At 48.0% G+C, this 15016-nt stretch carries 3 protein-coding genes; all 3 read left to right on the forward strand.

Translation table 11 applies throughout. The features are described 5' to 3' along the window. Nucleotides 1-541 precede the first annotated feature (541 nt). On the forward strand, nucleotides 542-4783 hold the full coding sequence (locus IPM34_10460; protein ID MBK8955963.1) for a response regulator: 4242 nt from the start codon (nucleotides 542-544) through the stop codon (nucleotides 4781-4783). A 238-nt stretch (nucleotides 4784-5021) separates the two neighbouring features. After that, entirely contained in the window at nucleotides 5022-5795 is a 774-nt protein-coding gene (locus IPM34_10465) for a hypothetical protein (GenBank protein ID MBK8955964.1), read from the forward strand. A 53-nt stretch (nucleotides 5796-5848) separates the two neighbouring features. Then, on the forward strand, nucleotides 5849-14851 hold the full coding sequence (locus tag IPM34_10470; GenBank protein MBK8955965.1) for a BspA family leucine-rich repeat surface protein: 9003 nt from the start codon (nucleotides 5849-5851) through the stop codon (nucleotides 14849-14851). Nucleotides 14852-15016 lie beyond the last annotated feature (165 nt).

The raw sequence follows: 15016 nt of genomic DNA on the forward strand, positions 1-15016 counted from the left end.
TTTAGTCAATTTATTTTATTCTGTATGAGCTCGACCTGTTTGGATATTGCCGAAAGGCAGGATTTTTAACACCCAAACACAATAAAAACAGCATACTTAAAATATAATTGTCAGAGTCATGAATTATGAAAGACAATGAATCAATTACAGGCGTACCTCCGCCACTTGTATTTAAAGTAAATCACATACCGAACCACTGTTTCCATCAATCCATAAATAATATAATTTACAAAGAGTAAGGCTTACATCAAAAGTTTGAACTGTATTTTCTGGAATATTTTGAATTTCACAATAAACTTCTTCAATGCATTTGCAGTCACCCCAGATTCCAAATTGCAATCCATTTTTTATTCCAGAACAACCAAACTTAGTTTAAATTTAAGGTGTGTTTTAAGGAAGCAAAATTTCTTAACTTATATGAACACTTTATTAAAACATAGCGGCGCTTGTTTTAAAAATTCAATACAAAAACGAATTCCATAAGGGTTATTCAAAGCTTTTTCAAAATGTCAAAATAGTTACTTTCTCATTCCTTTTTCCGATGTTTGATCTCAATATGTCCTGGCATTTACCCTATCTAACTTCCATTCTGTCATTCACCCTGGCATCTCTTCATCTGTCGGGGCAGGAAGTGGCCACTTTTCCCAAACTTTATCCTTCAAATATCAGCCAATTCACTCAGGAAGACGGTATGCCCATTACCTGTGCCTGGAATGGAATAAATGACCGGAAGGGTCGGTTATGGATCAACCCTTGTTTTGGACAAGCGGAACACCAAACCGTTAACTTTTATCAGTTTAACTGTCGCAGAGCTGACGAAATTCATTGGACCAACCAACCCATGGGCGCTACGGGACAGGCCTGTCTGGCAGGAATGCAGGAGTCCGGTGAGTTGTATGGATTTTTTCGAAAATCAAACCATTTTTTTCGTTTCAACCCCGACTCTCGCAAAACCCATTTTTTTAAGCTGGACCGCGAACAAGCGGAAATTGTTTTCATGGGCTATACCCCGAAGCACGGATTGATTGTATTGGCTGGTTATGCCAACCGCCAGCTTATTTACCAACTGAAAGAGGATAAACTGAATTTGCTTCTGGATTATGAATCCTCCATCGACCACGACCTGGAAGCGGAAAAAGACCGGTTTTTCCCCAATTTTCAACTGCTGGCTGGAGACGAACTGTGGTTCTGCGAAGCGCGGGACTTGGTCTTTAGTGGTAACCTGCGAGAGCGGTTGAAAATACTTCGATTCAATCTTCAGAACCAAAGTTTGCGCCCCTACACCTTTGACGAGCTGTTTGCCGGATCGCTTCCACCCCCTTTGCTATTCCGGTACCGGGTTAATTTGGTGGAAGGACCGCAGGGGAGTATTTTATTGGCTGACCGGGACCATGTATATCAAATTGACACCTTGACTGGAAGAGCATTGTTGCGTTGGGTTTTTCCTCATCGCATGGACCACATCAGCTACATTTTCAATTACCAAATTACAAGGGATTTGGTAGGCAATCTCCTGTTTATGTTCCCGGACAAGAGGAACAATTATATCGGTGTTCTGATGGATACCAGTAGTAGGTTATTCGATTATAGCGCGGTGCTGGAAGCGACTGTGAAAGCTTCCCGGTTTGAAAATATACTGCATTACAATGTGTTTAGCAGAGATTTCAGGCGAAACATTTTAGCGTTCCAACAAGGTGGTATAATTGCAGCCGATCTAAAGTACTACGGAGCCATCACCTCTGTGCTAAAGGGTTCTGCAACGCGGGGGATAGTTGAATGGAAACCAGGTGAATACTTAGTAAAACCGGAAGACGGCGACCACTTTGTTTTTGCTGGGCTGCAAAACTTTTTTAGCCAAATCCCTGAACAGTCGGGAAATCAGTCGAACAGGGCACTCCTGCAGCCCGTTGCCATGTCTAAGCTGGTGGCAAAAGGCGGCTATTGGTGGTACAGCAATGGTGAAAATCTGGTCCGGCTGGATTCTAATCTTAAACCGCATGCATTTCTGGTCGGTTCTTATTTTGCCAAATTCACCTTTCTCGATAGCCGGACTATTGCCCTTTATACGGAAAAACATGGCTTGTGTTTTCTTGACCTGACTACCCAAAAACTAAGTCTCTGGCAAGGAACCAAGCTGCCTAATCTTTCACCGAACGATGTCAACGCACTTTACCTGGCGCGCGATAGCAGCTTGTGGATCGTCACTTTGAACGGCCTTTGGCAACTAGAATTAAATACAGGAACCGGCCGGAGATACGGCTACGCTCAGGGCTTTCGCGATGAACGTGCCATGTGCCTGCACGAAGATGAAGCAGGTCGCTTATGGGTCGGCATGTATGCAGGTGGCCTTCATATTTTTGACCCCCAATCGGGCAAGATACAGGTGATAGACCGGGAGGGAGGCTTGTCGAACAATACGGTCGTTGGTATTCTTAGCGACAACCAAGGCGTTCAATGGGTCGCAACATACAACGGGCTCAATCTGATTTCCACCGAAGGCGAAGTTCTGGCTCAATTGTATGAAGAAGATGGCCTTTCGACTAATGAATTTAATCGCTTTTCCTTTTGCAAGGATTCTAAAGGCCAGCTGTTGTTTGGTTCGGTCAAAGGTGTCAATATCATTCAGCCGGAAGTACTCAAAAAACAGCTCCAACTTTCTGATAAACTGCACATTTACCTGACCGGCATCACGCGTTACGACTCCCACAAAGGGGGTGACAGTACCTTGCATTTCGGATTCGATCAAATGGGTGTCCTTTTTTTGCCGGCTGCACGCCGCTATTTGAACCTGAGTTTTTCATTGTCCAGCCACATTCGAACGGAGGATCATAGCTTTGCTTACAAGATCGTAAAAGAGAATGACCCTGACGCCTCGGAATGGATATACATCGCCAACAAATCCCAACTCGACCTTCCCAACCTCCCATCAGGGCGTTATCAGATCCGCATCCGGGGATACGATCATCGAGGTATTTGTACTCCGGAGCCGCTACAGATCGAAGTAGACATAGCCGAATTTTTCTATAATACATGGTGGTTCTATGTACTATGCGCTTTACCTTTTTTACTGGGCGCATATTTTTGGATTAGACGCTTGCAATTGGAACGTGAGCATTTGGAAGTTGAAGTGAATGCCCGTACTGAACAAATTCGTCACGACAAAGAACTGATTGAGCAACAAGCCGCCAAACTGAAGACACTCGACGAAATCAAATCCCGATTTTTTACCAATATCTCCCACGAATTCCGTACACCGTTAACGGTTATATCCGGCATGGCCACACAAATCAGGCAACAACCCGGGCAATGGTTGGAAAATGGCATGGAGCTGATCCAGCGCAACAGCCAACAATTGCTATCCCTAATTAATCAGATCCTCGACCTGCGTAAACTTGAATCCGGCGCGCTTACCATCAACCTGATTCGCAGTAACATAATTCCCTACCTCCGTTATATCGCCGAATCATTTGTCCAACTGGCTCACCACAAAGGTCTACGTATGCATATTCTTGCAAAAGATGACACGATTGACATGGATTATGATCCTGAGAAAATGATGCATATCCTTTCAAACCTATTGTCCAATGCCATCAAATACACACCTCCTCCGGGCGACATTTACCTGCAAATCGACCTACAACACAGCGAAACCGGCCGGGAACAGCTGCTCGTTCAGGTAAAAGACAGTGGCGAGGGGATATCCACAGAGGCTTTACCCCATATTTTCGAATTGTTTTATCAGGTGGAAGATTTGGCAACCCAAAAACCTCAAGGTTCTGGTGTAGGTCTTGCGCTGACCAAGGAACTGGTGCAACTCTTGAATGGCAGGATCGAGGTGTCCAGCAAGCCCGGAGAAGGAACCACTTTTTCATTGACTTTCCCGATAACCCGGGAAGCCAGAATACAGGAAGGGCACTATATTCCATCAGTAGAAATCGTTGCCAATTCAAGCGTTTCACCGGAAATTGAAATAATGCCGGCGGCGGATGTCACTCCATCTACTTCATTCGGTACACGAAAGATTGGCTATGATAAGCCATCTCTCCTCATCGTAGAAGACAATGCAGACGTCCGACTATATATCTCGAGCTTCCTGGATCCACACTACCATCTGCTGCTGGCTAAAGACGGCCAGGAAGGTATCGAATTGGCCATCGAGGAGGTGCCCGACCTGATTGTGAGCGACGTGATGATGCCGGTAAAAGACGGCTTCGCTCTGTGCGAAACCCTCAAGAACGACGAGCGCACCAGCCATATTCCCATCGTTTTGCTGACCGCAAAGGCCGATTTCGAGTCAAGGCTTAGCGGCCTGCGCCGGGGCGCCGATGCCTATTTGTCCAAGCCCTTTGAACAGGAGGAACTGCTGGTGCGCCTGGAACAATTGCTGGCGCTGCGCGCCAAATTACAGGCGCGTTACCGCAATCCTTCTTTTGCGGAATCACCCGCTGACTCCGAAGCTGTTCAGGCAGAGGATACTTTTATTCTTAAACTCCGTCAATTGGTACTGGATCATCTTGCAGAGGAGGACTACGGCATTGTCCACCTGTGCCGTGCCATAGCCCTGGGTCGGACGCAGTTGCACAACAAGATCAAAGCATTGACCGGCCAGTCTACCAGCGAATTCATACGCACGGTACGCCTGAATAAAGCCCGCGAGCTCCTGCAAACAACCGATCTGAACGTTTCGGAGGTCAGCTATGAAGTGGGTATTTCTAACCCGGCTTATTTCTCCCGGATATATAGTGAAGAGTTTGGGGAGGCGCCTCGGGAGACGCGGAGGTAAAGAATCTTAAGAAACAAACCTTTTCATGATTCAAAACCCAGCCGGAGTTCAAATACCAAACTGAACAATCAAACAACTAACTATCAGCTAGTTAGACACCAAAGTTGCCTACCCATTGAACAATAGGTAAAGTATATTTTTCAGCACTGAACAATAGGTAAAACATCCCGAACCCTAGGTAAAGTGCTTTGGTGGTTTGCCTTGCACCTTTGTCCCGTAACAACTGCAAAGCACCACGATGATATTGAGCACAGCACATCAAGTAGGACAAAAAGAAAGAGATACCACGCACATGCAGGGCAACGCTGCCCGTCGCAGCCTGAATGCCCTGTTTTCAGAAATGTACAAACCTGCAACGCAGAAGTGGCTTACCAGGCATCTTCCCAATACGGAGGATAGTCATGGCCTTCATCTAACCGGCGAAAACAGCGAAGACAGTTTTCCGCTCACTGAATTCCAGGAGCACGAATGCATCCCTCTAGCCTGGTCCGATATGTTCAATTTGGAAGCCGGACAGGCTTATGATTTTGCTTACGCTCGCATCTGGGGAGGTAACCTTCCGGGTTTGACTGCACGCATGCAAGCCCTTCGGCAAAACCTGAAAGCCGGTGGCCACCTCCTTTTGGAATTCGTATCGCTCTCCGGTTTCAGCGCCTATCCATACAACCACGCCCTCGCACGGTCTATGGAACTGATCGATATGCTCGAAACGCCCCGCCCCAGCGCTGCCCTGCTGCCGGAGCGCATACAGCTAGAATTGCAACAGGCAGGGTTTGATACCCTTGAAATTATTTCCACCCTGCCGGCTTTCATTCCCCACACCAACAACCGTGTTATAACGCTCGCATTGGAAGCTTTCAGGGAAACCATTCTACACTGCCGCGAATCAACGGCGGAAGAGATAAATGCCCTGCTGATCGAACTCAGGGAATTTGAAAAACAGGGCGACACCCTGATCAGCCGGCCAGGAATGCTGCAAGTATTCGCCAGACAAAATGACCCTAAACCTTAAATATAAAAAACACTAATTGCTAAACAAAAATAAATGAAAATACAATGAAAAACATGCGCATTATCACTCTTTTGGGAACTCTGTTTGCAGCAAACCTGCTGCTGGCTCAATCTGCCGACGACTTCGTCACCACCTGGAAGACGGACAACCCCGGCTCTTCCAACAGCAGTTCCATCACCATTCCGACCACCGGGGGCGTGTACATGTACGACGTGGACTGGGACAACGACGGCACCTTCGACGAGTTCGGCCTTACCAGTGATGTGACGCATGACTTCATGGTGGCCGGCACCTACACCATCCGCATTCAGGGCGCCTTCCCCCGCATCTATTTCAACAACGGTGGCGACCGGCAGAAGCTTCTCTCGGTGGACCAGTGGGGAGCCATTGCCTGGACCTCGATGGAGAATGCCTTTTATGGCTGCAACAACCTGGCCGTGAACGCCACCGATGCGCCCGACCTGTCGGGGGTGGACCTAATGGTTTCCATGTTCCGGGGATGCAGCAGCTTCAATCAAAGTATCAACCACTGGGATGTCAGCAATATTTGGAATTTCAGGAGCATTTTCCAGGACGCTTCCGCTTTCAACCAGCCATTGAATAATTGGGATCTCAGTAACGCCAGTTGGCTTCCACGTGTATTCATGGGGGCTAGCAGCTTTAATCAGGACATTGGGAATTGGAATACCAGCGGTATTACCAATTTCGAATCCATGTTCGCGGGGGCCAGTTCCTTCAACCAGGACATTGGGGGGTGGAATGTTAGTAATGCTACAGCCGTGTTCGGTATGTTTGATGGTGCCAGCAGTTTCAATCAGGATATTGGCAATTGGAATCCAGGAAATTCGAGCAGTTTTCAATACATGTTCAGAAATGCTGTCAATTTCAACCAAAATATCGGAAACTGGGATGTATCTGCTGGCGAAACAATGTATGGTATGTTTGAAGGGGCAACTAGCTTCAATCAGGACATAGGTGGTTGGAATACTTCATCAGCATACCAAATGTATAACATGTTCAAAGATGCCAGCAGTTTCGACCAGGATATCGGAGGATGGTATGTAGGTGGTGTAACAAATTTTTCGGGAATGTTCAGTGGCGCCGGCCTCTCCACTGCCAACTACGACGCCCTGCTCATCGGCTGGAGCCAGCAAAACCTGCAGTCCGGTAGGGTTTTTTCTGCAGGCAGCAGCCAGTACTGCGCCGGCGCCTTTGCACGGCAGAGCATCATCACCAATAAGGGCTGGACCATCCGCGATGGGGGCCCCTGCACCCAGCCCCCGGTAGCCCTCTGCCAAAACGTATCGGTAGATGCCGATATCAATTGCCAGGCTACCGTAACGGCTGAGGAAGTCGACAACGGCTCCTACGACCCGGAGGGTGCCCCGCTGAACTACAGCCTTTCACCCCAGGGCCCATTTATCACGGGAAATACGCTCGTTACTTTGACGGTGACCGACAATTTCGGCTTTACCGGCACTTGCACGGCGACGATCACCGTTACTGAAGACATCCTACCCGAAATCATCTGCCCGGCCGACATCCAGGTAGTGAAAGTGAACGGGGAATGTTCCGCTATTGTTACGTACAATGCCCCTGTCGGTACTGATAACTGTCCGGGTGCAGGCACGGTGCTCGTGTCCGGCCCGGGCAGTGGCGGCGAATTTCCGGTCGGCGCCACGACGGAGACTTACATGGTTACCGACGCATCGGGCAATAGCGCTACTTGCTCCTTCACCGTGACCGTCAGCGAAACGGTCGCTCCACAGATCAGTTGCCCGGCGAATAGCACCATAAACAACGACACCGACCAATGCTCGGCGGTGGTGAACTTCAGCACCCCGGCCGGCACCGATAACTGTGCCGGCGCCACGACTCTGCAGACAGCCGGTATCTCAAGCGGCGGTACCTTCCCGGTCGGTACGACGGTCAACACCTTTGTGGTTACCGATGTGAGCGGCAATACGGCCTCTTGTTCGTTTACCGTTACCGTCAACGATACGCAAAATCCGACTATTACCTGCCCGGGTAACTGGCATTTCACTACGGACTTTGCACCGTGGTGTGGAACGGGATGGGAATATGGCCCGCCGCCAGTTTCAGACAACTGTCCCAATACGACTTTGGATTTTGTAAGCGGTCGTGGCCCTTACGGCATCTTCCCATTGGGTATCACCACGGAAGTCTGGAAAGCAACCGACGCCTCTGGAAATACCACTATTTGTAGCTGGACTGTAACTGTGACGGATAACAAGCCTCCTTTTATGCAATGCAAGAACGCAACCGTAGAGCTGAATATTAACGGCAATGCAAGCATTTCCAGCAATCAGGTGAACGACGGTTCCTGGGACAACTGCGGTATTCAAAGTCTGGCGGTTAGTCCCAATACTTTTACAACCGCCGATCTGGGTTCCAGCACGGTCACGCTGACTGGTACGGACAATTACGGTAATACCAAAACTTGCACGGCAACTGTAAAGGTATTGCCGAATCCAACAAAAACCTTCAACACCGAGTGGCAGACAACCAACGCCAATGAATCCATCACGATCAATACAACAGGTGGCGGCTACGACTACTTTGTGGATTGGGGCGACGGCACCGTCAATACACACAACACAGGGGATGTCAGCCATACTTATGCTTCGGCAGGTACGTACAAAATACGGATTTTTGGCGATTTCCCACGTGCTTCCTTCGGTAACCAGGGATACACCAGATTGAAAAAAGTACTTCAATGGGGAGAAATCGCCTGGGCTTCAATGCAAGGCACTTTTGCCAACTGTGAATACCTGACCGTTCCCGCTACAGATGCTCCCGATCTTTCGGGCGTGAACTCTACGGCCAATATGTTTTATGGGTGTTACAGGTTGACAGGAAGCGGCCAGGGCAGTTTTAACAATTGGGACGTGAGCAATGTGACTAACATGAACGGCATGTTTTATGAATGCTTCGATTTCAACGAGGCGATCGGCAATTGGAATGTGAGCAATGTGACCAACATGAACAATATGTTTACACGTGCGAAAGCTTTCAACCAGAATATTGCAAACTGGAATGTGAGCAATGTAACCGGGATGTTTGAAATGTTCATGCAGGCAATCAGTTTCAATCAAAATATCAGCAATTGGAACGTCAGTAACGTAAGCAACATGGGCGGTATGTTCTTTTCAGCACTCAACTTCAACCAGAATATCGGCAACTGGAACGTCGGAAATGTAACGAATATGGCTGAAATGTTTTTCGATGCTACAGCCTTCAATCAGGCTATTGGCAACTGGAATGTCAGTAAGGTGACAAATATGACCAGAATGTTTTTCCAAGCTATTGCTTTTAACCAAAATATTGGCAACTGGAATGTCAGCAACGTATCGACTATGATGGATATGTTTTTGTATGCCGGCCTCTCCACTGCCAATTACGATGCCTTGCTTAATGGCTGGAGTAGTTTACCCTCGCTGAAACCCGGCGTTCCCTTCCATGCCGGCTCCAGCAAATATTGTCAGGGTGGCGCTGGCCGCTGCGACCTGATCAACAACCACGGCTGGAGTATCAACGACCTGGGTAAGGCACAAGGATGCAATAGCTTCCTGTTGAACTGCCCGGCGAATATCGTAACCGTAAATGACCCCAACAGCTGCTACGCTGTGGTTAATTATACCGTCACCTACGGCGAAAACTGCGCTGGTGAAACCTTGAGCCAAATTGGAGGCATTCCAAGCGGTGGAGATTTCGGGGTAGGTGTTACGACAAATGTTTTCCTGGTGACTGACACGAACGGCAATACCAGTGTCTGCGGATTTACCGTTGCCGTCAACGAGGCAAACCCTCCAATTATCGTTTGTCCGGCCGACATCAGTGTCGGCACCGACAACAACCAATGCTCGGCAGCAGTGGATTTTAGCGCACCAGTCGGCACCGATATTTGCTCGGCCGTTACCACAGTGCAAACGACCGGACTGACCAGTGGCGATGTATTTCCTGCGGGTGCAACGATTAATACCTTCGTTGCTACGGATGCGGCCGGTAATACGACCTCCTGCTCCTTTACTGTTACAGTAAGCGATACGGAAGCACCAGAGATTTCTTGTCCGGCCGACATTACCCTGACCAGTGCGCCCGGAACCTGCGGCAAGTTTTACAATTACGCCATCGGTACATCTGATAATTGCGGATCTGCCAATTGGACAAAAACCGCCGGCCTGTACCCGGGGATATTCCCGGTAGGATTGACGGTCAATACCTTTGTTGCAACCGACGGTAGTGGCAACACCGCTACCTGCTCGTTCAGCGTGACTGTCAATGATATTGAAAATCCGACAATCATCTGCCCGGCCGACATCAGTATAGGCAACGACGCTGGTGTCTGCAGCGCGGTAGTGGATTACGCAACGCCGGCAAGTACCGATAATTGCTCAGTTTCCGGAACCTCTCAGGCCGGCGGCTTAACCAGCGGCGCTACCTTTCCGGTAGGCACGACGGTCAACACCTTTGTGGTTACCGATGTGAGCGGCAATACGTCAAGTTGCAGCTTCTCGGTAACGGTAGTGGATATTGAACCTCCAACCGCTGTTTGTCAGAATGTTACGGTACACCTTGACATTACAGGCAATGGCTCCACCACAGCTGCGGCTGTGAATAACGGCTCCAACGATATCTGCGGCATTGCCAGCCTGAACCTGAATCAAACCAGCTTCAACTGTTTCCAAACGGGTAACAATACAGTCATACTGACAGTGGAAGACATGAACGCCAACACCAGTACTTGTAGCGCCACTGTAACAGTTGTAAATTCCAATGTTTGCAACCTGCTTTCGAAAGAAATTGTCAACACCAGCGAAGCCGGTTCGCCGGAGACCGGGGATGGCAGCATGGGCAATGAACGTGCAGTACTTATTGGTGAGACCGTTACCTTCCGCCTTTTGCTGAAAGTGCCGGAAGGGTCAGGCGACAATGTGGTTATTAAGGATTTGTTGCCAGATGGATTGCAATATGTTAATGGTAGTGCTCAGTTCATAGAGAGCTCTGATAACGGCCTTAGCTACAGCACAACGATCAGCGGAGGTGGGTCTTCCGGAGACGATGTGTATTTTCATCTAGGTTCCGTGGTGAATAACGACAATGACCTCAACGACGAAACCCTTGAAATCACTTTTAATGCCCTTGTGCTGAACGTAGCCGGTAATCAGGCCGGTATACTGCTTCAAAATGAAGCCGAATTATCAGAAGGAGGATCAGTTTTGACAACTTCCGAAAAACGGACGGTTGAAGTTGCCGAGCCGCAGCTTGGCGTTGAGATCTTTCAACGGGACGACTTCAATGGCAATTCGATAAGCCAGGGCGATGCGGGCGACCGTTATGTTTATACAGTACGGATCAGTAACACGGGCAATGCCCCCGCCTATAATGTTCAGATGGAAGATATTATTCCATCGCAGTTTGTGGCGCAATATGGAGTATTCATTACCACAGGTTCCAATTTTTCTGGTACAAACTACAACGTGGGTACAGGTCTATGGAATGCCTCCTGGACTGTGATACAGCCTGGAGTAAATGTGAGTATTACCATTCGATTAGAGTTGAAAAACACGGTTCGACCACTTGATTCGTGGACAAATACCGCCACCGTAACCTACAACTCCCTTCCTGTTGCCGGCCCACAAAACCGCAACGGTGCAGACGGGTTCGGCGGCGCACTGAATGATTACGAAGCATCGGCCAATTCTCCCTCATTTAAAGTACCTGAACCCGAGGTAGCCAAACAAGTGGAACATCCCAGTCAAAGCCCCGCTTCCGGAATATTCGGTGCATCCTATACAGATACCTCTTCTGACCCTAATACCAATACAGGCCAATACACCGCTGATGTAGATGCCGCCATTGGCGAACTCTTCAGCTATATCATTACCGTTACCTTCCCCGAAGGCACAACGGCCGACTTCACCATGATTGACTTAACCTCGCCCAATGGACACACCAGCGGACGTCAGTATCGGGTGATGGATATGCTCAGTGCAGAAGTCATTCATGTTGGTGCAAACCTTAGTGGAAATGGGATTGAGCCCGTTAACACATTTTTTACTATAGAAGATTCAAGCCCTTCAGACGGTGACGGGACAAGAACTCAGTTATGGTTAGGAGGTGGCAGAGATGTGTTGAATACGCCGGATAATGTTGTGAATGACAACGACAGATATATCATCCGCATCAATGCCCGGATGGATGATGAAGACGATAGCGGTGGCCCAGCAGATAATGTGCCAGCACCCGTATCAAACAGGGCAGGAGATGAAACCGGCAACCGACTGCAGTATCAATGGCGAGACGCTTCCAACTCACAATATACGCGCAATATCGTTGCAGATGTAGAAATTGTAGAGCCGGACATACTCCTTACAAAATCGATAGTGGCTACAAATGGCAATGGTATTATCAGTGGCGGCAACCTCGAAGATGCACTTCCCGGGGACCAGCTTACCTTTAGTTTTTCACTGACCAACAATGGTTCTGCTGCTGCTTACAACGTTATACTCACTGACAACCTGCCATCTGTATTTGACCTTACAAGTGTAAGCATTAACAGCGGTACAGACAATTCCGATCTGGCAAATGATCAGGTTAATGTATCTGTTGCCTCCATACCAGTAGGGGGTTCCTTTACCGTTACGGCGATGGCTACCATTCGGGTCAGCGCAAGCCCAGGACTTACTTATATCAATACTGCGAATGCCAGCTATAAGTCCCAGCCGGGTTCGGGTTTGGATATTCGGAGTTACAGTCGCAGTGATCAGGCCAGCGTAAATATTGCTGACTGCCTCCTGACAATTTCAGAGGTAACTGTCACAGATGAAGTTTGTCCCGGGGCTGAAGATGGCACAATTAGTATAACCGCCAGCAGTTCTACCAACAATACCCTGACTTATTCCCTGACGGGTCCAGAGTCAGCCACCAACGGTACGGGGCTCTTTACCGGACTGATGGCCGGCACTTACGCACTTACGGTGTCTGATAATGGCTTTCCGGGTTGTACGGCTACCCAAACGAATATCCAGATTGATGCAGGGGTTGACAATACACCCCCTTCCATTTCTTGTTCTTCCAACATCACAGTCAACAATGATGAAGGACAGTGCAACGCAGTTGTAAACTTCACCGCCCCTACCGGTACAGACAACTGTCCCGGCGCCATGACCGAACAGGTAGCGGGCCAGGCAAGTGGAAGTGCTTTTCCGGTAGGGTCAACGGTCAATACCTATGTCGTCACCGATGCAAGCGGAAACACAGCCTCATGCTCCTTGTCCGTTACTGTGAGCGATACGGAAGCGCCGGTGATTTCTTGTCCGGCCGACATTACCCTGACCAACGCGCCCGGAACCTGCGGCAAGTTTTCCAATTACGCCATCAGTACGGCTGACAATTGCGGATCTGCCAATTGGACCAAAACCGCCGGCCTGTACCCTGGGATATTCCCGGTAGGAATCACGGTCAATACCTTTGTCGCTACCGACGGTAGTGGCAACACTGCTACCTGCTCTTTCAGCGTGACCGTCAACGATATTGAAAACCCGACGATCATTTGCCCGGCCAATATCAGTGTTAACACCAACGCCGGTATCTGTGGGTCTGTAGTGAATTACGATATCAGTACCTCGGACAACTGCACTGCCAACTGGGAACAAACGGGTGGACTGGCCAGCGGTTCGACTTTCCCGGTAGGGCAAACGGCAAACAACTTCCTGGCTACCGATGCAACAGGTAACATCGCGACGTGTACATTTACGGTAAACGTCATCGATAATCAAAAACCGACATTGACCTGCCCGGAAAATATTGAAGTCACCACTCAAGCTAACGAGTGTTCGGCTAAAGTATGTTATCCGGATCCAATCGTTACAGATAATTGTCCCCCGGCGACTCCATCCGGATATACATACAAAACCAGTTATGGCAACAGCCATTACTATCAGGCTAATGCCTTGTCCAATTTTACAACGGCATATAACAATGCCATTGCTGCGGGAGGGCATTTGGCAAGCATCACCTCTGAGGAAGAAAAAAATGTGATTGCAGAAAGCGGTGCAGGATATGCATGGATTGGAGGAAATGATGAGGAAACAGAAGGCGTCTGGAAATGGAATAATTGCGAAACTTTCAGTTATTCAAATTGGTGTAGTGGAGAACCCAATGGAGGCAGCGAAAATAATTATCTGGAATTGGAAGTTGGTGGTTGTTTTAATGATTTAAATCATAATTTAAATAGGTATGCCATACTTGAAATAGAAGGAGTCAAATTACAAAGGACTTCTGGTTTAGCGCAAAATGATTTATTTCCATTAGGTGTAACGAATATAAAATACAAGGCAACGGATAATTCAGGAAATACCAGTACATGCAGTTTTAAAGTCACTGTATTAGCTGAAAGTTGCGGACAACCTATACAGGTATACCATAAAGATACTACTACAAATTCAGCAAAGATCAAATGGAACTCCGGTACGCCATGCAATACGAACTATCAACTTCGGATCCGATATGAGATCAGTGCAGGTGTCTGGTCTGGATGGTCTGCATGGGGCAACAAATCTGGTCCTGGAAATGAGCATGCCTTTACTTCTCTGAGTGCGGGCACGTTCTATCAATATCAGATCAGATCAAAATGCGGTACTACGAATTCTAATATCATCAACGGGTGGTTCCATACGCTGCCGCAGAATTCTATAAAGCAAAACAAAGGAACAAACCGGCCATATTCAAAGATTGATGTTTTGATGAATGACCAGAACCCAGAAATTGAACAAACATTTGTTAGCGTCAAGGCTGTACCCAATCCGGCTACCGAATATGTCAGTCTTTTCCTGGAAGGCTTTGAGCAAACGCAGAAAGAAATACATATGTTCGATCTTTTTGGCAAACTCATATTTAATGCACAACTTCCGGCATCTGAAAACAATCCTACAATTGATCTCACCCGATTTAATATCAAACCGGGAGTGCACATGATACGTGTAAGCAATGGTACAACTCAAAAAACTATTCAATTAATGATTGGATCGTAAATTAGGTAAATGTAATATCCAATTAATTGTCAAGGATAAACTGAAGTAGTCACGATTTAATCAAACTGTAAGATGTAAGAATAATTCGTGACTACCTCACCCCTTGACCTATTATCCATTACCTATTATCTATTCCCTATCATCTATCATCTATCATCTATCATC

Source organism: Saprospiraceae bacterium, assembly GCA_016716185.1.
Taxonomy (GTDB): domain Bacteria; phylum Bacteroidota; class Bacteroidia; order Chitinophagales; family Saprospiraceae; genus Vicinibacter.

Coding starts and splice junctions, on each gene's coding strand:
- IPM34_10460 (MBK8955963.1), top strand. CDS start 542: ATGTTTGATCTCAATATGTCCTGGCATTTACCCTATCTAACTTCCATT.
- IPM34_10465 (MBK8955964.1), top strand. CDS start 5,022: ATGATATTGAGCACAGCACATCAAGTAGGACAAAAAGAAAGAGATACC.
- IPM34_10470 (MBK8955965.1), top strand. CDS start 5,849: ATGCGCATTATCACTCTTTTGGGAACTCTGTTTGCAGCAAACCTGCTG.